The organism is Streptosporangium sp. NPDC003464 (genome assembly GCF_053588315.1).
On record NZ_JBSFPS010000069.1, the window covers coordinates 15,171 to 37,939 of the forward strand.

Genomic DNA, 22,769 nt, shown 5'->3' on the forward strand with positions numbered 1-22,769 from the left:
AGCCGGGTCAGGACAGCGCTCTGGACAGGCGGCGGCGGAGCCTGTCCAGAGCGCCGGGCTGCTCGGCGGAGGCCGTGGGGACCAGCTCCAGGGCGGCCAGGCGCTGGCGCTTGAAGTAGCGGGCCGGCCCGTGGGCGTCCAGGTAGGAGACGGCCGACCCGCGCAGGCCGGGGTGGGCCTCGCTCTGCATGCAGTAGCCGACCGCGCGGATCAGGGCCGGAAGGTCCACCGGGGGCGGCTCCCGCAACGACCCGTCGGCGGACAGGCGGGGGAGCAGGGCGTCGGTGATGGTGGCCGGGACGCGGTTGCTGTTCTCGTACGGCGCGAGCCGTTCCAGGACCAGCTCCCCGCCCATCGTCGCCACCGGCAGACCGAACTGCCGTCCGGCGGTGATCAGGGCGGTGGAGAAACACCCCGTCACGAGGGCGGGCCGCAGCGCGGCGAAGCACGCCTCGGCGGGGACGGTCTCGCCCGCCACCGCCAGGCGCACGCCCAGCTCCCCGGCCGTCTCGCGGAGCCGCTGGGCGTGCCGCCGTCCGGCCGCCGGGTGGGGTTTGAACAGCACGGTGTCGAAGCCCCGGGCGGCCAGGCCGCGCAGCATGTCGGCGTGGAGCGCGGCCTCCTCGTCGGGGGTGAGGATGTCCAGCGCGGACAGGTACTGGCCGAGGATCATCGGCGGGCCGGCGGGCAGGTCCCGCACCCCCTGCCCGAGCGCGCCGTCCCGCTCGATCACGTCGAGGAAGGCCCTGTCGGGCAGCGCCTCGGCGGGCACGCCGTACTCCGACAGCAGCAGCGGGGACAGGCCCGGCACGAGGTCGAGGTGGAGCAGGCGGGTGATCCGGCCGGAGATCTCCGCCGGCAGCGGGTCGCGGGTGGGGCCGTAGCTCATCAGGCCGTCGGAGTAGACCGTGATGGGGCAGTCCCTGACCAGGGCGGCGAGGGTCCGCGACGGCGGGACCGCGATGGACTCCAGGATCAGCTCGTCGGGGCCGTCGTCCAGGGAGAGCCGGGACAGCAGCAGGCGGCCCAGCATCGGGACCTCGATGACGCGCGCCTTCCAGTCCGACGGGTGCAGCGGGGCCACGATGTCGTTCCAGGAGCGGACCTCGTCGAAGTACGGGCGCAGCGCGGCGAAGCCGGGGGCCTGGTCCAGGGAGGGGGTGACCTCCGGGACGGCCGCGTTGTTGGAGACCAGCAGGATCCGGCGGCCCCCACGCGGCCCGAAGCGGCCGTCGTCGATCGCCGCCGCCAGCGTCACCGCGCCGAACAGGGTCGATGCGTAGAACAGCTGTGTCATCGGACCTCCAGGAGCCTGTGCAGGATCTGGTCGCGCTCCGGTCCCAGGCTGGTCCCGGCGAGCAGGCCCGGGGGCAGCCGCCGCAGGGCGTCGGCGCCGCGCTGCTCGAAGCGGGTGCGTAGCTCGGGGGAGAAGCGGTCGGCCAGCTCCAGGTGGTGGGCCAGCAGAGCGCAGAAGGTGCGGGCCGCCTTGGGGGCGAACTCCTCCTCCAGGTCCGCGAAGACCAGGTCGAAGGCGTCGAAGAAGTGCAGCTGCCTGGCGTCGCCGATCTGGGTCAGCGAGCCGGAGACCATCCGCCGGTAGAAGAGCCCGGCCAGCGAGACCACGCCGAACGAGCTCGCCTGCCGGTGCAGCCGCCAGATCCACGGCCGGTCCTCGGCGGTGTGCAGGTGCCCGGGGAAGGTCAGCAGGTCGCCGAGGTCGCGCCGGTAGATCCCGGCCCAGGCGTAGGGGTAGTCGACCATGGTCCTGACCTGGGCGGGCAGGATGTGGTCGCGGGGCTTCAGCACCACCTCGCGGGTGGCCAGCGGCGCCCGGTGGATCACCCGCCGGCGGCCCTCCACCTGGACGTGGTCCACCCGGACGAAGTCGCAGCCGAGCCGTTCGATCGCCCCGACCAGATCGGCGAGATAGCCGGGCGCCAGCCAGTCGTCACCGTCCATGAAGGTCAGATAGCGGCCCGAGGCCAGCGACACCCCGAGGTTGCGGGCGTCGGCCAGCCCGACCGGCGTCTCGTTGCGCAGGACGACCAGCCCGGGCAGATCGTCGCGGAAGTCCTCGATGATCTGCCCGGTCGCGTCCGCCGATCCGTCGTCGACCACGATGAACTCGAAGTCCCGGTGCGCGTTCCTGATGAGCGAGGTGAGCGCGTCGGAGATGTAGAGCTCGGCGTCCCGCACCGGGACGACGACGGACAACTTGATCAACTTTCCCTTTCCCGTCGGAACGGAGCGCCCGCGAGGGTGCGCCGTGGCTGGACTGAGGAGCGAGGGCCGGTGGCCACGCGGGTCTGTACGGTCACGCGGCTCTATACGGTCACGCGGCGCAGGCGGGACTTGGGGGCCTCCTCGCCGGGGAAGACCCGCTTGACGCCGTCGCCGAGGGCGGTCTCGATGATGCGGATGTCGCGGACCAGGTGCTCCAGGCCGGCCGGCTCCAGGGAGGCGGCGTGGTCGGAGCCCCACATGGTGCGGTCCAGCGTGATGTGCCGCTCCACGGTCACCGCGCCCAGGGTCACCGCCGCGAGGGAGATCTGCAGGCCGCGCTCGTGGCCGGAGTAGCCGACCGGCACGCCGTACCGCTCCTGGAGGGTGACGATCGTGCGGAGGTTGGCCTCCTCGGGAGGGAGCGGGTAGGTGGAGGTGGCGTGCATCAGCACCAGCTTGGAGGTGCCGAGGATCTCCACCGCCCGGTCGATCTCCGCCAGCGTGGACATGCCGGTGGACAGGATGAGCGGCTTGCCGGTGGCGGCGAGCGCGCGCAGCAGCTCCAGGTCGGTCACGCTGGCCGAGGCGATCTTGTGGGTGACCACGTCCATGGACTCCAGGAAGTCCACCGACGGCACGTCCCACGGCGAGGCGAACCAGTGCAGGCCCCGCTCCTGGCAGTGCTTGGCGATCTCGGTGTACTCCTCCAGGCCGAACTCGGTCCTGAGCTTGTACTCCATGTAGGTCATCTCGCCCCACGGCGTCTGCCGGATCTGGTCGCGCTGCTCCAGCGGCACGCAGATCTCCGGCGTGCGCTTCTGGAACTTGACCGCCTGGCAGCCGGCCTCGGCCGCCACGTCGATGAGCCTGCGCGCGATGTCCAGGTCGCCGTTGTGGTTGATGCCGATCTCACCGATGACGTAGACCGGCTGCCCGGCGCCGACCAGCGCGTCGCCGATCTGGACCGGCTTGGCGACGGGGGTGAGCCGCAGCTCGGCGCGGGGCGCGGGGGCGGCGGCGGTCTCGGTCTCCGGGCGGGCCGCGAGGACCCGGTCGCACAGCTCCCGTACCGCTCCCGCCCCGCCGGGCCTGGTGAGGACGGTCCGGGCGGCGGCGCGGACCCTGGGGTGGGCGTCGGGGACCGTGACGGGCCAGCCGACCTCGCTCATCGGGCCCAGGTCGTTGACGTCGTTGCCGATGTAGGCGACGCGGGCCGGGTCCAGCCCCTCGATGGCCAGCCAGTCGCGCAGCACGGTCCGCTTGTCGGTCAGACCCTGCAGGACCGGCACGCCCAGCTTGCGGGCGCGGGCGGCGACCACCGGGTTGTGCTCGGTGGACATGATCATCAGCTTGACGCCGGACCGGCGCAGCAGCGCGATGCCCATGCCGTCGGAGCGGCTGACCGCGACCATCTCGCGGCCGTCCTGGTCGACGTAGGCGCGGTCGTCGGTGTGCACCCCGTCGAAGTCGGTGATCACGGCGTCCACGTCGATCGGCTCGGGCTGGTCCACGAACGGCGCCAGCGCCCGGACGATCTCCAGGTCCTCGGCGGTGTCCACCTCGATGGCGTGCCGTGAGGGCACCGGCTGCACGGCGACGGCCCCGAAGAAGCGGTGGCCGTGCTCGCGCAGGCCCTCGGCGCGCATCACGTAGAACGCGCCGGTCTCGCGGAAGTGCGGCTCGCGGTCCTGGCGGCGCGGCCGGAAGGAGGGGTCGTGGTTGAGGCCCGCGCCGCCGGCGTTCCACAGGAACTCGTGCGTCTCCAGCCCGGAGAACACCACGTCGGCGGTGCCGTCGAGGACCTTGACGATGGCGGTGTCCAGGTCCGCGGGGTCGATGAACGCGCTGGTGCACTGGACCAGGACGACCACGTCGGGGGTCTCGGGCAGGTGGTCGAGCACGTGCAGCACGGCCGACTCGCTGGAGGCGTCCGCGCCGCTCAGCTCGCCGGGCCGGTCGATCACGGTCGCCCCCGCCTCGCGGGCCACCGCGGCGATCTCCGCGTGGTCGGTGCTGACCACAACCTCGTCGATCAGCTCGCTCCGCACGCAGGTCTTCACCGCGCGGGCGACCAGGGGTGTGCCGCCGACCGCGGCCAGGTTCTTCAGCGGGACGCCCACCGAACCTCCACGGGCGGGGACAACGGCCAGGACTCGCAAGGTGGCTCCTCATGACATACGGCAAACGCCCCTGAACTGGGGTGTTAGGAACGCTAGTCACGAGGGTGACCGGACAGGGGTGCCTGAGCTGAACGTCCAGAGTCGCCCGCCTTAACTTTCCGCGCGGGGTGGGAGCGCCCACGGCGAGGCGCCGCGGCCGGCACTGATGCCGTCCGCGGCGCCCGTCATACGGAGCGGTCCCTATTCGGCGAAGCGGCCCCGTGTCTCTTCGGAAGCCCTCTTGGCCCTGTCCTTGGCCTTGTCCGCCGCCTCCTTCGCCTTACCCTTGGCCCGGTCCGCCCGGCCCTTGGCGGCCAGGCTGTCGTTGTCGACCGCCTCACCGGCGGTCTCCTTGACCTTGCCCTTGATCTGGTCGAAGTTCGTCATCGTGCTCCCCCGTGGTTAAGGACCGATTGGTTATTTCCTCTCATAGCCAGAAATGAGGCCATCAATCGCTACTTAACTAACTTTAAGTGACGAAATGGCTCCTCTTGGTGACGGAGGGTGGTGGGCCGTCAGACTGTGGCGCCGATGGAGTCCATGAGCATGGGCAGTGCGCGCTCCAGGCCGCGCTGCCAGTACGGCCAGCTGTGCGTGCCCGGCCCGTAGAAGTCGACCGCCACCTCGGCCCCGTCCGCCCCGGCCCGCTCGGCGAAGGTGGCGGCCTGGCGGAGCAGGGACGCCTCTCCCGTGTCCACGGAGGCGCCGGGCGGGTCCAGCGGGCCGGGGGAGCCGTCCCCGCAGGAGACGAACAGCCGCATCCCGCGCAGCATCCCGGTGAGGTCGGCCGGGTTGTGCGCGGCCCACTCCGGCTCTCGGGGGTCGCCCCAGAGCTTCCTGGAGTCCTCCCCGCTGCGGCCGAGCAGCCAGTCGACGCCGCCGTTGCCGTCCCGGGTGTGCAGCACGCCCGAGAAGGAGGCGGCGGCCTGGAACATGCCCGGGTGGCGGGCCGCGTAGGACATCGCGCCGAACCCGCCCATGGACAGCCCCGCCACCGCCCGGCGGTCCCCGGCGCCGTAGTCGCGCTCCAGGACCCGGCGGACCTCGGTCAGGTGGAAGGTCTCCCAGCCGGGCCCCTCGCGCCAGTCGGAGTAGAAGCCGACCTCGCCGCCCTCGGGCATGACCACGATCGCCGGGTAGCGCGAGGTGAGCCTGGCCGCCTCCCCCCGGGTGGCCCACGCGTCGTAGTCGGGCTGGCAGCAGCCGTTCAGCAGGTACAGCACCGGCCACGGCCCCGAGCCCGGCCGCCAGCCCTCGGGCAGCAGCACCCGGACCATGCCCTCGCGGCCGAGCGCGGCGGAGGCGATCGTGAGCACGTGGTCGCGCTCGCCGAGGCGGTCGACCTCGACGCCCGGCGACCGCTGCGCCCGGCCCCCGTCGTCGCCGCCGGACAGCCCGCGGGAGGACCCGGAGGAGAAGGGCGTCAGCAGCGCGAGGAGCACGGCCGCCACCGCCGCTCCGGCCAGCAGGAGCACTCCCAGACGTACGGCTGTGCGGTTCACACGGCCAATCCTGACGGGTCGCGGTGGTCCCGGGAAGCCCGCGGGCCGCCGCCGCCCGGATCATCCCGGACCGCCCGCCCCTCCGGGCCGCCTCCGGGTCGGGGCCTTCCCGGTCACGGGCCGCCTGCGGGCTGCGGGCTTCCCGGTCACGGACCGCCGCTGGGGCGCGGCGTTCCGGTCACTCCGGGCCGCCTCTGTGTCGCGGCCTTCCCGGTCACCCCGGGCCGCCGTCCCCCCGGCCCGGCGCCCGTGCCAGATGGCGCAGGAACCACTCCCGGGCCAGCTCGGCCACCTGCTCCAACGCCCCCGGCTCCTCGAAGAGGTGGGAGGCGTCCGGGACCGTCTCCAGGCGCGTCTCGCCGCGCAGCTCCCGCATCGCCTCCTGGTTGAGCCGGAGGACGGCCGGGTCGCGCTCCCCGACGATCAGCAGGGTGGGCCGGCGGACCGATCCGAGCGCCTCGCCGGCGAGGTCGGGCCGCCCTCCGCGGGAGACGACCGCCTTCACGGAGTCGGGGCGGGCCGCGGCGGCGACGAGCGCGGCCGCCGCGCCCGTGCTGGCGCCGAAGAGCCCGACGTCGAGGCCGGCGGTGGGCTCGTGCTCCACCAGCCAGTCGCTCAGCGCCGCCAGCCGTACGGCGAGCCTGCCGATGTCGAAGCGGAGCTCGCCGGTCCGCAGGTCGATCCGCTCCTCCTGCGGCGTGAGCAGGTCGGCCAGGACCGTCGCCAGGCCGGCCCGCTGGAGTTCGCCCGCCACGTAGCGGTTGCGCGGGCTGTGGCGGCTGCTGCCGCTGCCGTGCGCGAACAGCACCATCCCGTGCGCCGGCCGGGGCACCGTGATGTCGGCCTCCAGCACGACGTCCGCGGCCGGGATCTCCAGCCGCTCCAGGTTCATCCGGACGGCGTTCATGGCGTCCTCCCTCGGACGGGGGGACCGTTCCCCGCCCCAGGGCGGGCAGGCTGATCCGCCCCTGATCGACGTGGTCCACTACTCCCATCCGGATATGCCCGAATTGGTGCGGCCGATACGGCCGGCCAGGGTGATTTCCTGCCGGGAGGGACGCCCCGCCGCACCCGGCCCGCCCGGTCCTGTCCCTGCCCGCCCGGTCCCGTGCCACCGCACCCGGCGCCCGCCGCCGCACCCTCGCCGCCTACTGACCGGACACTCAGGATTGCCAGCGAGAAGCTGCAGAAAAGCCAAATAGATGATGTCAAATCGAGCTATTGTGGCAGGAGTGGGACTTGTAAGATCTCGCGCGTGACAGCAGCAGTCGCCCCCCGGCTGAGCCCGCGGCTCTGGACCGCACTGATCGTCCTCGGCTCCGTCGGCCAGGTGGCCTGGACCGTCGAGAACATGTATCTCAACGTGTTCGTCTACGACACGATCAGCGACGACCCCGGAGCCATCGCGGCGATGGTCGCCGCCAGCGCGCTGGCGGCGACGCCGGCGACGATGCTGATCGGAGCCCTCTCCGACCGCGCCGGCCGCCGCAGGGTGTTCATCTCGGCGGGTTACGTGCTGTGGGGGCTGGTCACCGCCGCGTTCGGGTCCGTCACCGTGGACGCGGTCACGGGCCTGGTCCCCGCGGCCGAGGCCGTCCTCGTCGCGGTGACCGCCGTCATCGTCCTGGACTGCCTGATGTCCTTCCTCGGGGCCGGGGCCAACGACGCGGCCTTCCAGGCGTGGGTCACCGACGTGACGCATCCGGGCAACCGCGGCAGGGTCGAGTCGGTCCTGGCGATCATGCCGCTGGTGTCGATGCTGGCCGTCTTCGGCGGCTTCGACTCCCTCACCCGGGCGGGGAACTGGCGGCTGTTCTTCCTGCTCACCGGGGCGGTGATCGTCGTGGTCGGGGTGGCCTCCTGGTTCCTCGTGCGGGACCGGCCCGCCCCGGCCCGGCGGGAGGGCGGCTACCTGGGCTCTGTCGTCCACGGCCTGCGCCCGGCCGCGATGCGCGCCGACCCGGGCCTCTACCTCGCGCTGGCGGCGTGGTCGATCTGGGGGATCTCCACGCAGGTCTTCCTGCCCTACCTGATCATCTACGTGCAGCGGTACCTGCACATCGAGGCGTACGCCGTCGTCCTGGCCGTGGTCCTGACCGGCGCCTCGGCCGTCAGCGTCGGCTGCGGCCGGTACGTCGACCGGATCGGCAAGATCCGTTTCCTGCTGCCGGCGGTCGCGGTGTACGGGGCGGGGTTGCTGCTGATGACCGTCGCGCGCGGCATGGGCCCGGTGATCGCGGCCGGGCTGGTGATGATGTCGGGCTTCATGCTCGTCCTGGCGCCCCTCGGCGCGATCGTCCGCGACTACTCGCCGCCGGGCCGGGCCGGGCAGGTCCAGGGGCTGCGGATGATCTTCGCGATCCTCATCCCCATGATCGTCGGACCGTCCCTCGGCGCCGTCGTGATCAGGGGGGCCGACGAGTACTACGAGGAGTTGGGCGTGCTCAGACAGGTCCCCACGCCGGCCATCTTCCTGGCCGCCGCGGCCGTGCTGCTGCTCATCGTGGTGCCCGTGCTGGCGCTGCGCCGGAGGGAGACCCGATGAGCCTGCTCACCCGCTGGGGCACCGACCTCGACCCCGACGCGATCCTGCCCGAGTATCCCCGGCCCCAGCTCGCCCGCGACAGCCACCTCAACCTCAACGGCCGCTGGGAGTACGCCATCACCGGCACCGAGGAGGAGCCCGAGACCTACGACGGCGTCATCCTCGTGCCGTTCTCGCCGGAGTCGACGCTGTCGGGCGTCGGCCGGCAGCTGCTGCCGGACCAGACGCTGTGGTACCGGCGCGCGCTGACCCCGCCCGGCGGGTTCCTGCCCGCCGACGGCGCGCCGGTCCGGGTGCTGCTGCACTTCGGCGCGGTGGACCAGACGTGCCGGGTGCTGCTCAACGGCGTCGAGGTCGGCGGCCACACCGGCGGCTACCTGCCTTTCACCTGCGACATCACCGACGCCCTGCGCGACGGCGAGAACACGCTGGTGGTCGCGGTGCGCGACGCCTCCGACACCGGGCACCACGCGCGCGGCAAACAGAAGCTGAAGCGCGGCGGCATCTGGTACACCGCCCAGTCGGGCATCTGGCAGAGCGTGTGGGCCGAGTGCGTGCCCGCCGTCCACGTGGAGCGGCTGACCCTCACCCCGCACCTCGACGAGGGGTGCGTCGAGCTGACCGTGCACGCCACGGCGGCCGGGGACGCCCGGGTCGAGATCCTCGCCGCCGGGACCGCCGTCGCGCGGGCCGTCGTGCCGGCGGGACGGCCGGTGCGCGTCCCGATCCCGGACGTGCGGCCGTGGAGCCCGGAGGACCCCTTCCTGTACGACGTCACGGTGGAGCTCGGCGCCGACCGCGTGCGCAGCTACGTCGGGATGCGCTCGTTCTCCGTGGGGCCGGACGAGAACGGCGTGCCCCGGCTGCTGCTCAACGGCCGTCCCTACTTCCACGCCGGGATCCTGGACCAGGGGTACTGGTCCGACGGCATGTACACCGCGCCGTCGGACGAGGCGATGGTCTACGACATCGCCACGATGAAGCAGCTCGGCTTCACCATGCTGCGCAAGCACATCAAGATCGAGCCGCTGCGCTGGTACTACCACTGCGACCGGCTGGGCATGCTCGTCTGGCAGGACATGGTCAACGGCGGCGGCCGTTACCACCCGCTGGTCATCACCGCGCCCGTGCTCACCCCGCTGCGGCTCGGCGACCGCCGCCACCGGTGGTTCGGGCGGGCCGACGTGGAGGGCCGGGCCCGGTTCCGCGCCGAGCTCCGCGACACCGTGGAGCATCTGCGCAACGTGGTGAGCCTGGCCGTCTGGGTGCCGTTCAACGAGGGCTGGGGGCAGTTCGACGCGGCGCGGATCGCCGCCGAGGTCGCCGAGCTCGACCCCACCCGCACGGTCGACCACGCCAGCGGCTGGCACGACCAGGGCGGGGGCGACCTGAAGAGCCTGCACGTCTACTTCCGCCGCTTCCGCGTGCCGCGCCGGCGCCGCGGCGACCGGCGGGTCCTCGTGCTGTCGGAGTACGGCGGCTACAACCTGCGGGTGGACGGCCACGCCTTCAACGACAGGGACTTCGGCTACCGGCGCTACGGCTCGGCCGGGCAGCTCGGCGAGGCGTTCGGCCGCCTGCACGCCGAGCAGATCGTCCCGGCCGTCCGCCGCGGTCTGAGCGCGACCGTCTACACCCAGCTCTCCGACGTCGAGGACGAGCTGAACGGGCTGCTCACCTACGACCGCGAGGTGCTCAAGCTGCCCGCGGAGCTGGTGCGCTCGGTCAACGCCCGGCTGCGGCCGGAGTGAGGGCGAGGTGAGGCCGGGGTGAGGCCGGCTACCAGCGGTTACGCGCCTCCTCCGCCCAGCCGACCAGGCCGTCGAGGTCGACCCACGCGCCGTCGTCGGTCCGCGCCCGCCCGGCGAAGTGGCCGAAGCACTGGTGCGTCTCGCTGCCCACCACGCCGAGTTCGGTGCGCGCCACCTTCTCGTGGAAGGGGGTGAACTCCACCTCGACCCGGGGACCGGTGATCCGCCACGGACGCAGCCAGTCGGCCCGGTCGTAACTCCAGGCCAGCTCCTCGCCGATCTTGTGCAGCCGGCCGTCCACGAACAGCGCGTTCTCCGTCATGCCGGTGCCGTCGGTCCACTTGCCGCCGAGCTGGATCGCCCGGCCGGGGCCGCTGCCCGCGGCCCAGTTCCAGGTGACCGAGTAGGGCCACTTGCCGCGGCCGTGGTCGAGCACCGCGAAGGAGTCCGCCTCGCTCACCGCGTGCTCGCCGGACTCCAGGCGCAGCCGCCCCCGCACCGGACGCCCGACGTCCTTGAGGGTGTACTGGAACCGGCGGGGGCCCCACGGGACCACCACGCCGAGCGACTCGTGCCCGGCCGGCAGCGGTATGTCGAGGTCCAGCTCGACGCCGGGCGCGACGGCGCGCAGCGACGTGCCGCCGGGGTGCTGGCCGATGTCGACCGTCACGCCGCCGCCCCTTACCGACGCCGTCCCCGCACCGCTGCGCGGGGGCATCGCGGCCCCGCGCGCCAGCGGCACCACGGCGTCCTTGGAGATCTCCGAGCCGGTGGCGCGGTCCAGGACGTAGAGGCCGTGCACGCCCGCGTAGTCCAGCGACGACGCCACGACGCCGATCACGTGGGAGGGGGTGACGATCCCCCAGTATTCCCAGCGTTTGGCCCGTCCCCAGCCGCGCAGGTTCGCGCGGTGCAGCGGGCGCCGCGTCCAGCCGACCGCCTCCGGGTTGAGGCGCCCGTCCGGCAGGCACAGGTCGACGGGGGCGGTGATCTCCCGCTCGTGGGTCGGCATAGCCAGAGGCTAGCGGCCCCGGACCGGTGTGGGGAGAGGGGCCGCGGCGGCGGCCCCTCCCGCGCCTCGCGCGTGCCTCCCGGCGGTTCCCCCGGGAGGCGGTTCGCGTCACTCTCCCGGGGTACGCCGGTGCCACCGGCCGCCTCACGTGGAGGTGGGGCGGGGCGGGTGAAGGGGGACGAGGATGCGCGGGCTCGTGTGGATGAAGGACGAGGGCGCCGAATACGCGGAGGTCGGCCTGGGGGCGGAGCTGACGGCGGTCGGCGTGGCGATCGGCACCGACCCCATGCCCTACCGGCTGGAATACACCCTGCGGACCCTCCCCGGATACGTCACCGAGCTGCTGTCGGTACGGGCCCACGGCACGGGCTGGTACCGGGCGCTCGACCTGCGCCGCTCGGCCCACGGCACCTGGTCGTGCGAGACGAAGGGGGAGGGCCGCCTCGACGGGCCGCCGCCCGGCGGGGACATGAACGTCCTGAACGACGCGCTCGACTGCGACCTGGGGCTCTCCCCGCTGACCAACACCATGCCGGTGCTCCGGCACGGCCTCAACGAGTGCGAGGGGCGGATCGACTTCGTCATGGCCTGGGTCCGGGTCCCGCACCTGCACGTGGTCCGCCACCCCCAGCGCTACACCCACCTCGGCCCGGGGGCCGTGCGCTACGAGAGCGAGGGCTTCAGCGCCGACCTCGCCTTCGACGGCGACGGGATCGTCACCGACTACCCGGGCCTGGCGAAGCTGGTCGCCTCCTGACGGCCGGCTCCGCCATGGCCTGGACGGGCCGGCGGGCAGTGGTGAGCGGTGGGCGGGGGCGGAAGGCCCTCACCCGCTCCGGCCGGCGCCCTCCAGCAGGACGGCGTCCGCCTCGACCTGGACCGCGTCCAGGTCATCGGCGATCTCGGCGCCCGCCACCGCGTCGGGCAGCGCGTCCTCCATCCGGCGCAGCGGCCGGTACCACAGCCCCAGCGCGCCCCAGAGCATCAGCAGCGCACCGCAGACGGTCAGCAGCAGCCCGACGCCGCGCCCCGGCCCCACCCCGACGACGTCACCGACGAGCGTGTCCGCCAGGGCGCCGCCCGGGACGAGCAGTGGGCCGAAGACGTCGTCGGCCAGCGACGGCGCGGTGAGGAACGCCAGCGGCGTCATCGACACCGCCAGCATCTGGTTGGTGGCCAGCACCCGGCCCTGCAGCTCCAGGCCGACCTTGAGCTGGATGAGCGCCAGCCAGTGCGCGTTCAGCACGGTGAGGAACACCCACGACATCAGCCCGCCGAAGGCCGCCAGCGCCAGCGAGGGCCGCAGCCCGACCAGCAGCACCCCGGCCCCGAAACCGATCACGAAGCCGACCATGCCGATCGCGCGACGCTCGGTGCCGCCCCAGAACACCATGACCAGCGAGCCGAGCACCGCGCCCACGCCCTGCATCGCGGTCACCACGCCCACGCCCGCGACGTCGCCGAACGACAGCACCGCGGGCACGGTCACGGCCAGGGCGAGCATGTTCAGGTAGTTCATCACGACGAAGAACCCGATCATGATCATCAGGGGGCGGCGCCGTACGAGGAAGCGCCAGCCGCCGATGATGGCCTGCCCGAAGGACTCCTCCAGGCGGTAGAACAGCCGGTCGGGGAAGCGGACCAGCAGCAGCGTGCCGAGTCCGGCGAGGAAGGTGACCACGTCCACGGCCACCACGCCGTGCAGGCCGACCAGCGCGATGAGCGCGGCGCCGCCCAGCGGGCCGATGAGCATGCCCAGACCGGTGCCGAGGTTCGCCACCGCGTTGGCCTGCATGAGGTACGGCTTGGGCACCAGCTGCGCCACCGCCGCCAGGTAGGCGGGCCGGTGGAAGGCCGTCACCAGCGACAGCAACCCGGCGATGATCCCGACCTGCCAGACCTCCAGCCGCCCCAGCCACAGCAGGATCACCAGGGCCGCGGTGGCCGCGGCGGAGACGCCGTCGCACACCAGCATGACCCGCCTGCGGTCCACCCGGTCGGCGACCGCGCCGCCCAGCGGCGCCGCCAGCAGCGACGGCAGCAGCGCGAGCATGCTGACCAGGGCGTAGTCCAGCACCCGGCCGCTCTCCTGGTAGGCCCACACGCCCAGCGCGAAGGAGGTCAGGGCGGCACCGAGCAGCGACACGGTCTGCCCGGCCGCGACGGTGTAGAAGCGGCGCAGGTCCCGGCGGGCGCTCCGGCCCGCGACCTCGACCTCCCCGACCGGCTCGGGCAGGTCGCCGCCGGCCCAGCGGTCCAGGTGCTCGGAGATGTGCCGGGCCAGGGGCTCGGCCTGGTGCTTGATGAAGTAGTGACCGGCCCGGGGGATCGTGGCCAGCCCCACCCGGTCGGCGAACGCCCCCCACTCCCGGTAGCGCTCCTGGTAGAGCTCGGTCGCGCGGTCCCGCTCGCCGATCACGCACAGCAGCGGCGCCGCGAGCCTGCGCTCCTCGCCGGCGGGGGTGTCGAGGTGGCGGCTGAACCACGCCTGCGCCTCCTCGACGTCGTGCCGCAGGCCGCGCAGCATGGTCTCGGTGTCGCCGAAGTCCTCGTCCAGGGCGCCCAGCGTGCGCAGGAAGTCGCGCTGGGTGCGGTCGGAGGCCCAGCGATGGGCCGGGAACCTCCGGTTCCACCAGGCCGACAGCCGTCCGGGCAGCCGGGCGTCGGGGAAGCTGCCGCCGACGAAGACGCCGGCGACCGGAGTCCCGGACGCCTCCAGCCGCAGCGCCAGCTCGGTCGCGGCGGCCGAGCCGACGCAGTGCCCGTACAGCACGATCGGGCCGGGTCCCCCGGGCAGCTCGGCCAGCTCGGCCACGATCCGGCCGACGAGCTCCGGCATCGGCAGCATGGCCTCGTCCGGCCGGGCCGGGTCGTGTCCGGGCAGCTCGACGGCCAGCACCGCCGTGGTGGGGGAGATACGGGTCAGCGCGGCGGCGAGCGGCTGGTAGGCGGCGGCCGAGCCGCCGCCGTAGGGCAGGCAGACGACGGTACGGCTCGCCGTGCGCGGACCGGCCAGCCGGTGCAGCAGCCCGGCCGGGGCCTCGGCACCGCCGTCGAGATGAGCGGCGAGCTCGCGGACCGTGGGCCGGGTGAACAGGTCGATCACCCGCAGCGACGGGTCGATCTCCCGGACCGCCCGGACCGCGCGGAAGGAGTCGCCGCCCAGTGCGAAGAAGTCGTCGTCGACGCCGACCTCGACGTCCAGGATGTCCGCCCACACCGCGGCGATGCGCACCTCGGTCGGCGTGCTCGGCGCGACCCGCTCCGCGGCGGGCGCCGCCTCGGGGATCGGCAGGCGGGCCCGGTCGACCTTGCCCAGCGGGGTGAGCGGCAGCTCGTCGAGGACGACGATCGCGGGCGGGACCATGTAGTCGGGCAGCCGCTCACGCAGCCCCGCCCGGATCACCGCGAGATCCACCGAGGCGGGCGCGACCCAGGCGGCCAGCCGCCGGGAGCGGCCCTCGCCGACCGGCAGCACCGCGGCCTCCCGGACCCCGGGCTGCTCCTGCAGCGCGGCCTTCACCTCGCCCAGCTCCACCCGGAAGCCCCTGATCTTGACCTGGTCGTCGACCCGGCCGAGGAACTCCACCAGCCCGGCGGAGTTGAGCCGGACCCGGTCGCCGGTGCGGTAGCAGCGGTCGGTCCCGTTCACCGGGTCGGGGACGAACCGTTCGGCGGTCAGGTCGGGGCGGTTCAGGTAGCCGCGGGCCAGGCTGGGACCGGCCACCCACAGCTCGCCCGGCACCCCGGCGGGCAGTGGACGGCCCGCGGGGTCGACGATGTAGCAGTCGACGCCGGCCAGCGGACGGCCCAGCGGGACCGACCCCGACCCCGACGGCGGGTCGGGCACCCGGCCGCCGAGTACCGAGACCGTCGTCTCCGTCGGCCCGCAGTGGATCTGCACCTCCAGGTCGGGGCGGGCCGCCCGGACGCGCTCGGCCAGCTCCCACGACGTCGCCTCACCGGCGAGGATCAGCAGCCGGCGCGGCAGCATCCGGGCCAGGTCGCCGTGGGCGGCCAGCAGTTCCAGATGGCTGGGCACCATCTTGATCACGTCGACGGGATGCTTCGCGAGGTAGGCGGCGTACGCCTCCGGGTCGGTGGCCGCGTCCTGGTCCACGAGATGGACCGCGGCGCCCCGGACGAGGGCGCCGTACAGGCAGGTCAGCACCAGGTCGGAGGCGATCGTGGAGACCATGCCGTAGGAGGAGCAGTCCTCGGGCACCAGCTCGGCCAGGCCGTGCAGGTAGTGCAGCGCCGACCGGTGCTCGATCGCGGCGCCCTTGGGCCGCCCGGTGGAGCCCGAGGTGAAGATCACGTGCGCGAGGTGGCCGGGGGTGACGTCGACCTCCACGGGCCCGTCGGGCCCGGCGGCCAGCAGGTCGGGCAGGACCAGCGCGCCGGGGACCCGGCCGGCGTGTTCACGGTCGGCCAGTACGACGCGCGCGCCGGCCGTCTCCAGCATGTAGGCGAGGCGGTCGTCGGGGTAGGCGGGCTCCATCGGCATGTAGGCCCCGCCCGCCCGTAGCACGCCGAGGAGCGCGGGGACCAGCACGGAGCGGCGGTCCACCAGCACCCCGACCGGCTCGTCCGGCCGCACCCCGGCCGCGGCCAGGTGACGTGCCAGGCGGTCGGCCAGCCGGTCCACCTCGCCGTAGGTGAGCGATCCGGAGGCGTCCACCACGGCGGTCGCCTCCGGCGTGCGCCGCGCCCAGTCGCCGACCACCGCGTGCAGCGGCCGGGTCAGGTCCATCCGCGTCCGCGCGCCCGCGACGGCGGGCCCGGTCACCGGCTCCAGCGGCACGGCCGCCGCGGGCGCGTCCAGGTCGGCGAGCATGCCCTCCAGCAGGTTCAGGTACCAGCCGGTCATGCGCCGCACGGTCGCCTCGTCGAACAGGTCGGTGCGGTAGGTGAGCTCACCATCGTACTCCTCGCCCTCGTTGACGAAGGCGAGGTTGAGGTCGTACTTGGTGGTGCGCGGAGCAGGCGGTGCCTGCTCCGCGGTCAGGCCGGGGAAGTCCAGCACCTGGGGGCGGTCGTCCAGGACGTTGAGCAGCGCCTGGAAGATCGGCGTGGTGGCGAGGCTGCGCTCGGGGTGCAGGTGCTCCACGATCCGCTCGAAGGGCACGTCGCGGTGGGTGAGGGCGTCCAGCACCGCGTCCTTGGTCCGGGCCAGCAGCTCGCGGCCGGTCGGCTCGCCGGACCTGTCGCCACGCAGGACAAGCGTGTTGACGAAGCAGCCGAGCATGCGCGCGGTGTCGGGGTGGAGCCGCCCCGCCTCGGGCACGCCGACCGGCACGTCGTCGGTGCCGGAGGTGCGGCCCAGCAGCTCCTGCCAGGCGGCCAGCAGCACCATGAACGGCGTGCAGCCGGTCTCGGCGGCGGCCTCGCGGACCCTGGCGGTCAGCGCGCGCGGCAGCCGCACCGGGACGGCGGCGCCGGACCAGTCGGCCACCGACGGCCGGGCCCGGTCCACGGGCAGGTCCAGGACGGGTTCGAGCCCGGCCAGCCGTCCGGTCCACCAGGCGAGGTCGCCCTCCGGCTGCCCGGCCAGCCAGGCCGCGTAGTCGGCGTAGCGCACCTGCGGCGCCGCGGGCGGCCCGGCCAGGCCGAGCCGTGCCGCGTACAGGGCGGCCAGCTCGGCCAGTGCCAGGTTCCGCGACTGGGCGTCGAAGGCGATGTGGTGCACCGTCAGCGCCAGGACGTGCTCGTCGGCGCCGGTGAGGCGGAGCAGCAGGGCGCGGGTGGGCGGCTCGGAGTCCAGCGCGAACGGGCGGGCGACCTCCTCCCGCAGCCGCTCCTCCAGCAGATCGTGGTCGTCGAGGTCCTCGACCGCGATCGGGACCCGGCCGGCGTCGACCGGGGTGGCGCCCTCGTCGGTGACCAGGCTGCGCAGCACCTCGTGCCGGTCCGCGAGGTCGTGCACGGCGCCCAGCAGCGCGGCGACGTCCAGCGGGCCGCGCAGCCGTACGACGGCGGGCACGTTGTAGGCGGCCAGGTCGTCGAGCTGGGCGAGGAACCACAGCCGGGCCTGGGCCGGGGACAGGGGAGCGGGGCCACCGGTCGTCTCCCTGGCGGGGATCGCCGGGGCGGCCTGGGCAGCGGCGCGGCGCGCGGCCGACAGCCGCGCCGAGAGGGCGCTGCGGCGCTCGTCACTGACGGTCATGAGTCCTCCTCCGTCGGTCCCGTGACCGCGGTGCTGTGCTCTCCGGTGACTTCGGCGGACCCGGTCACGGAACCTTCTCCGCCGGCCTCGTGATCGAGGCGGTGTGCGCCGGCGGCTCCGGCGAGCCCGGTCACGACCCCTCCTCCAGGTCGTCCAGCAGCAGGACCTCCAGCCGCGCGGCGTAGTCGGCCAGCCTCCGCCGTTCGAACAGCAGGCGCACCGGCACCCGCAGGTCCAGGGCGTCGCTCAGCCGGGCCGTCACGAGGGCGGCGGTCGCGGAGTGACCGCCGAGGGCGAAGAAGTCGTCGTGCGCGCCGAGGTCGGAGCGGTCCAGCACGGCGGCCCACACCTCGGCGACCAGCAGCTCGGCCTCGGTGCTCGGCGGCACCCGGGTGGCCGCGTCGCCGGGTTCGGGCAGGGCGGTGCGGTCCACCTTGCCGGAGGCCGTGACGGGCAGCGCGTCCAGGAGCACCCAGCGGCGGGGGACCATGTAGTCGGGGAGCCGGGAGCCCAGGCGCCGCTCCAGCTCGCCGGTGTCGGTCCCCGGCGGCGCGGCGAGGTAGCCGACCAGGTGGTCGCCGCCGTGCACGGTCACGGCCGCGTCGGCGACGCTCTCGCGGAGCACGGTCTCGATCTCGCCCAGCTCGATCCGGTGGCCGCGGACCTTCACCTGCCGGTCCCGGCGGCCGAGGAAGTCGAGTGTGCCGTCGGGCCGCCAGCGGGCCAGGTCGCCGGTACGGTAGCGGCGCCCGCCCAGCGGGTCCTCGGTGAAGGCCGCGGCGGTCAGCTCCGGCCGCCCCCGGTACCCCCTGGCCACGCCGGCGCCGCCGATCCACAGCTCACCGGGCGTCCCGGCGGGCAGCACGCGGCCCGCCCGGTCGAGCACGTAGGCCCGCTCCCCGGCCAGCGGGACGCCGATCGACACCGGGTCGCCGGCCGGGGCGGTGACCCGGACCATGGTGGAGTAGATCGTGGTCTCGGTGGGCCCGTAGGCGTTCCACAGCTCGGCGACCCGCTCCAGCAGGTCACCGGCGAGGGCGGCGTCGAGCACCTCGCCGATGCTGACCACGCGCACGTCCCCGCCGCGCCAGCCGGAGGCGACCAGCATGCGCAGCGCCGTCGGGGTCGCGGTCATCAGCGTGACCCCCGCCTCCTCGATCCGCCGCGCGACGGCCCGCCCGTCGAGCGCGTCGTCCCGGCCCAGCAGCTCCAGCCGCAGGCCGTGGCAGAGGCTCACCCAAAGGTCGAAGCCGAACACGTCGAACGAGAACGGCGTCAGGCCGAGCATCACGTCGCCGGGCCGGATCCCCGGGGCGAGCGTCATCGAGGAGACGAACGCGGCGAGGTTGGCGTGGGTGACCTCGACGCCCTTGGGGTTCCCGGTGGAGCCGGAGGTGTAGAGGACGTAGGCGAGGTCGCCGGGCTCCACCGGGGAGGGACCGCCGGCGTTCACCCCGTCCGGCGCCGCCCCCGCCGTGAACGGCCCAGCCAGGTCGACGACGGTGCCGCCCAGCCGCTCGGCCACCGCCAGCCCCTCGCCCGCCGCGATGATCATCTTGGTGCCGGAGTCGTCGACCTGGTGGCGGAGCCGCTGGAGCGGGTGGCCGGGGTCGAGCGGGACGTAGGCGGCACCGGCGAGCAGCACGCCCAGCAGCGCCGCGGGCAGGTGCCGGTCGCGGGGCAGGCACACGCCCACGCAGGCGCCCGCGGCCGCCGGGCCCAGCGCCGCGGCCACCCGGCGCGACCGGTCGGCCAGCTCGCCGTAGCTGAGGACGCCGTCGGCGTCGACGACCGCCGGGGCGTGCGGGTGCCGTGCGGCCCGCTCCAGCACCGCCTCCACCACGGTCCGCGGCGCGTCCGCGGGCAGCGGCACGCCGGTCCCCGCGGCCAGCAGCGCCGCCCGCTCCTCGGCGCCGACCACCTCGAACGCCGACAGCGGCCGGTCGGGGTGGGCCAGCGCGTCCGCCAGCAGGCGGACCAGCCGGTCGGTGAGGATCTCGGCGCCGGAGCGGTCGAGGTGCTCCACGTCGTACTCGACCTGGAGCTCGGGCCCGGCCGCCGTGTCGTTGAGGTAGACGATCAACGGCGCCTGGGCGCTGCCCGCGTCCAGCTCGCCGACCAGGTCCACGCCCACGCCCCCGCGTTCCAGACGGACGGGGACCGCGGGCGGCTGGATCGAGAGCGTGACGGGCGTCAGCACCGCGCCGGGCGGGCGCTCGACCCCGCTGACCTCGGCCCGTTCCCACGCGGACAGCGCGCGGTGGTCCATCGCGCGGGCGGTCACGGCCCCCGCGTGCCGTACGGCCTCGCGCAGCGACAGCCCGTCCTCCAGGCGCAGCCGTACCGGCAGCACGTCGACCAGCATGCCGACCACGGCCTCCAGGCCGGGGTCGGCGCGGTCGGCCACGGCGGCGCCGAGGACGACGTCCCGCCGGTCGGTCAGCCCGGCGACCAGCATGCCGAGCACGGTCAGGTAGACGGCGAACGGGGTGGCGCCGCAGCCGGCCGCCAGCTCGCCGGCCTGCGCGGTCGTCGCCGGGGTGAGCCGGCGCACCAGGCGCTCGCCGCGCAGCCGGCTGGGGCGGTCGTCGGGGCGGGGCAGCAGCTCGTACGGCGGGACCGCCCCGGCGAGCTCCTCGGCCCAGAAGGCCCGCAGCGCCTCGGTGCTCCCGCCGGCCGCCTGCTCGCGTAGCGCCACGTCGCCGATCTGGAACGGCGGCTCCGGGATGTCGCCGGGGCGGGTGAGCCCGTCGAGGAGCTCCCGCATGACGATCCCCAGCGACCAGCCGTCGAAGGCGGTGTGGTCGGTGAGGAGCACCAGCTCCGCGCTGTCCGGCCCCGACCACAGGAGGGTGGCCCGCAGCAGCGGCGACTCGCGGGAGATGTCGAAGTCGTGGGCGACCGCGGCCCGTCGCAGCGCGTCGGCCTCCTGCTCCGAGGCCGGGCGGTGCTCCTCCAGCGGCACCGGTACCGGCGGCCCGATCTCGAGGGTCGCGCCGTCCACGACGAGGGTGCGCAGCGCCTCGTGGCGGCGCACGATCGCGTCCAGCGCGGCTCGCAGCGGCTCCGCCGAGGTGAGGCCGCGCAGCCCGAGCCGGAAGGCGATGGCGGTGGCGCCGGGGTTGTGGCTGACCTCGCGCAGCAGGCACATGCCGCGATGGGCGGCGGTCAGCGGATAGCCGGTCCGCCCGGTGTGGCGGACCAGCGGCGTCACGGCGGACGGGGCGGCCTCGGCGACGTACGAGGCCAGCTCGGCGACCGTGGGCCGCGCCAGGAGCGTCGTCAGCGGGACGTGGACCCCGAGCGCGTGCTCGATCCTGGCGCAGATCTTGGCGGCGGCCAGGGAGTGCCCGCCCAGGTCGAGGAAGTGGTCGTGGACGCCGACCCGCTCGGCGCCGAGCACCTCGGAAGTGATGGCGGCGAGCCGCCGCTCGGTCTCGTCGCGGGGGGCGACGTGGCCGGTCCCGGCCGTGCCCGTGGCGGCGACGGAGCCCGAGGTGGAGGAACCGGGGGTGGAGAACGCCACCGCGGGCAGCCGGGAGCGGTCGGCCTTCCCCGTGGGGCCCACCGGGATGGCGTCGAGGAACACGATCCTGGAGGGGATCATGTAGTCGGGCAGCCAGTCGCGCAGCCAGGACCGCAACCGCCCGCCGTCGAGGCCGGGGCCGGCCGGTTCGACGTAGGCGACCAGCCGCCGGGTGCCCTCCCCGTCGACGGGGGCGAGCACGACGGCGTGGTTCACCAGCGGGTGGCGCACCAGCCTGCCCTGCACCTCGCCCAGCTCGACGCGGAAGCCCGCGACCTTCACCTGGTCGTCGATCCGCCCCTCGTAGAAGTAGGTCCCGCCTGATCTGCGGACCAGGTCGCCGGTGCGGTAGTGGCGCACGCCCGCGGCGTCGGTCACGAACCGCTCGGCGGTCAGCTCGGGCCGGTTCAGGTAGCCCCGGCCGACCAGCGGACCGGCCACCCACAGCTCGCCGAGCTCGCCGTCGCCGAGCGCCTCGCCGCCGGCGCCGCGCACCGACAGCTCCGACCAGGCGTACGGCGTGCCGATCGGCGGCTCGCCCGTCTCGTCCCTGGAGATCTCGTGCGCGCAGCAGTGCACGGTGCACTCGGTGGGCCCGTACAGGTTCACCATGCGTCGCACGCCGGGGTTGGCGAAGACGCGGTCGGCCAGCGCCCGGCTCACCGGCTCACCGCTGGAGAGCACCGTGCGCACCCCCGGGGGCAGCGGCTCCCGCAGCAGCGCGGTCAGCGCCGAGGCCGCCGCGCTGATCATCGTGACCTCGTCCCTGGCGGGCAGGGTGTGCAGCGCGAGGGGGTTCTCCGCCATGATCACCGTGCCGCCCAGCAGCAGGGGGAGGTAGAGCTGGGGGACGGACGGGTCGAAGCAGACCGAGGTCGAGGCGAGGAACCCGGCCAGCTCCTCGGCGGTGAAGTGGTCGGCGTCCCAGCGCAGCAGCGTCATCACGTTGCGGTGTTCGATCACGACGCCCTTGGGGCGCCCGGTCGAGCCGGAGGTGTACATGACGTAGGCCAGGTCGGCCGGGTCGCTCGGCAGGCCCGGATCGCCGTCCGGGCGGTCGCCGACCGCGTCCACCAGGATGAGTTCACCGCCGGGCAGCCGCTCCGCCAGCGCCGCGGAGGTCACCGTGTGTGACACCCCGGCGTCCTCGGCGATGAACTCCAGCCGGTCGGCCGGGTAGGCCGGGTCCAGCGGCACGTAGGCGGCGCCGGTCTTCCAGACGCCCAGTAGTGCCGCGATCAGCGTCTCGTCGCGGTTCAGGCACACGCCGACGGTCGAGCCCCGCCGTACCCCCCGAGCGACGAGCTCGTGGGCTATCCGGTTGGCCTGGACGTTCAGGTCGGCGTAGGTCGTGCGGGTCGTGCCGGCGATGACCGCCGTGCGATGGGGAGTGCGTCGCGCCTGCTGCTCGAAGGCATTGTGGACCGGTCCGAGCGATGCGAGGTTGCCAGCCACCACTGGTCTCCTTGGGGTACGGAAGGGGGGCATAGGCCGTACGACGGCAAGGGTGGCAAAGGGCACTCGGACGATGTAAGGCAAAGATCGTTTTGTTACCCGAACGGTATTGATCGCAATAAATTGCTCTTAAACAACATTTGATCACCACATATGAGGTGACGCTCCGTAGTCGTGGACGGCCGCGGCGCCCTACCGGTGGCACGCCGGTCACCGGGGATCCGGCGGGGCCTGAGCCCACCTTCCCCCAGGAAGCCGCCCACGTCGCACGCCAGATCGGAGCTGACCATGGCTGAACCCGACGAGATCGAAATCGAAGCGCGGGACGAGCGCGGGGCCCTGGCCATGCAGGTGCCGAACGCGCCCGCCTATCTCCGCTACGAGCAGACGGCGGAGACGACCCGATGATCCGCCGCCTCCGTGCCCTCTG

The 22,769-nt window shown here is 74.0% G+C and carries 12 protein-coding genes; 3 read left to right on the forward strand and 9 right to left on the reverse strand.

Translation table 11 applies throughout. From position 1 onward, the window contains the following. Nucleotides 1–7: 7 nt before the first annotated feature. The 6 genes from ACWDS7_RS17620 to ACWDS7_RS17645 form a co-directional block, all read right to left on the reverse strand. On the reverse strand, nucleotides 8–1,297 hold the full coding sequence (locus ACWDS7_RS17620; protein ID WP_451930125.1) for a polysialyltransferase family glycosyltransferase: 1,290 nt from the start codon (nucleotides 1,295–1,297) through the stop codon (nucleotides 8–10). Next, entirely contained in the window at nucleotides 1,294–2,223 is a 930-nt protein-coding gene (locus ACWDS7_RS17625) for a glycosyltransferase family 2 protein (protein WP_451930126.1), read from the reverse strand. The genes ACWDS7_RS17620 and ACWDS7_RS17625 overlap by 4 nt, the downstream gene beginning before the upstream one ends. A gap of 101 nt (nucleotides 2,224–2,324) precedes the next feature. Continuing rightward, nucleotides 2,325–4,382, reverse strand: a complete 2,058-nt coding sequence (locus ACWDS7_RS17630) for an N-acetylneuraminate synthase family protein (protein ID WP_306858279.1) — start codon at nucleotides 4,380–4,382, stop codon at nucleotides 2,325–2,327. A gap of 201 nt (nucleotides 4,383–4,583) precedes the next feature. Next, on the reverse strand, nucleotides 4,584–4,769 hold the full coding sequence (locus ACWDS7_RS17635; RefSeq protein WP_306858280.1) for a CsbD family protein: 186 nt from the start codon (nucleotides 4,767–4,769) through the stop codon (nucleotides 4,584–4,586). Nucleotides 4,770–4,897: 128 nt separating this feature from the next. Next, nucleotides 4,898–5,884, reverse strand: coding sequence for an alpha/beta hydrolase (locus ACWDS7_RS17640; protein WP_451930127.1), 987 nt, complete (start codon nucleotides 5,882–5,884; stop codon nucleotides 4,898–4,900). A gap of 214 nt (nucleotides 5,885–6,098) precedes the next feature. Then, nucleotides 6,099–6,791 (reverse strand): dienelactone hydrolase family protein, encoded by a 693-nt coding sequence (locus ACWDS7_RS17645; RefSeq protein ID WP_451930128.1) that lies wholly within the window; start codon nucleotides 6,789–6,791, stop codon nucleotides 6,099–6,101. A 348-nt stretch (nucleotides 6,792–7,139) separates the two neighbouring features. On the opposite strand from ACWDS7_RS17645, the gene ACWDS7_RS17650 reads away from it, so the two are divergent. Further along, the gene (locus tag ACWDS7_RS17650; RefSeq protein WP_451930129.1) at nucleotides 7,140–8,429 is read left to right on the forward strand and encodes an MFS transporter; all 1,290 of its coding nucleotides are present in this window, start codon (nucleotides 7,140–7,142) and stop codon (nucleotides 8,427–8,429) included. Then, nucleotides 8,426–10,180 (forward strand): glycoside hydrolase family 2 protein, encoded by a 1,755-nt coding sequence (locus tag ACWDS7_RS17655; protein ID WP_451930130.1) that lies wholly within the window; start codon nucleotides 8,426–8,428, stop codon nucleotides 10,178–10,180. Before ACWDS7_RS17650 ends, ACWDS7_RS17655 begins: the two co-directional genes overlap by 4 nt. A gap of 28 nt (nucleotides 10,181–10,208) precedes the next feature. Here ACWDS7_RS17655 and ACWDS7_RS17660 read toward each other — a convergent pair whose 3' ends face one another. Further along, on the reverse strand, nucleotides 10,209–11,192 hold the full coding sequence (locus tag ACWDS7_RS17660; RefSeq protein ID WP_451930131.1) for a DUF2804 domain-containing protein: 984 nt from the start codon (nucleotides 11,190–11,192) through the stop codon (nucleotides 10,209–10,211). A gap of 184 nt (nucleotides 11,193–11,376) precedes the next feature. Between ACWDS7_RS17660 and ACWDS7_RS17665 the strand changes: the two genes are divergently transcribed. Beyond that, nucleotides 11,377–11,949 (forward strand): putative glycolipid-binding domain-containing protein, encoded by a 573-nt coding sequence (locus ACWDS7_RS17665; protein WP_451930132.1) that lies wholly within the window; start codon nucleotides 11,377–11,379, stop codon nucleotides 11,947–11,949. Nucleotides 11,950–12,018: 69 nt separating this feature from the next. Here ACWDS7_RS17665 and ACWDS7_RS17670 read toward each other — a convergent pair whose 3' ends face one another. Further along, nucleotides 12,019–17,358 (reverse strand): amino acid adenylation domain-containing protein, encoded by a 5,340-nt coding sequence (locus ACWDS7_RS17670; RefSeq protein ID WP_451930133.1) that lies wholly within the window; start codon nucleotides 17,356–17,358, stop codon nucleotides 12,019–12,021. 130 nt (nucleotides 17,359–17,488) lie between these two features. After that, a complete protein-coding gene (locus ACWDS7_RS17675) occupies nucleotides 17,489–22,339 on the reverse strand; it encodes an amino acid adenylation domain-containing protein (RefSeq protein WP_451930134.1) in 4,851 nt (1,616 codons plus the stop codon). Nucleotides 22,340–22,769 lie beyond the last annotated feature (430 nt).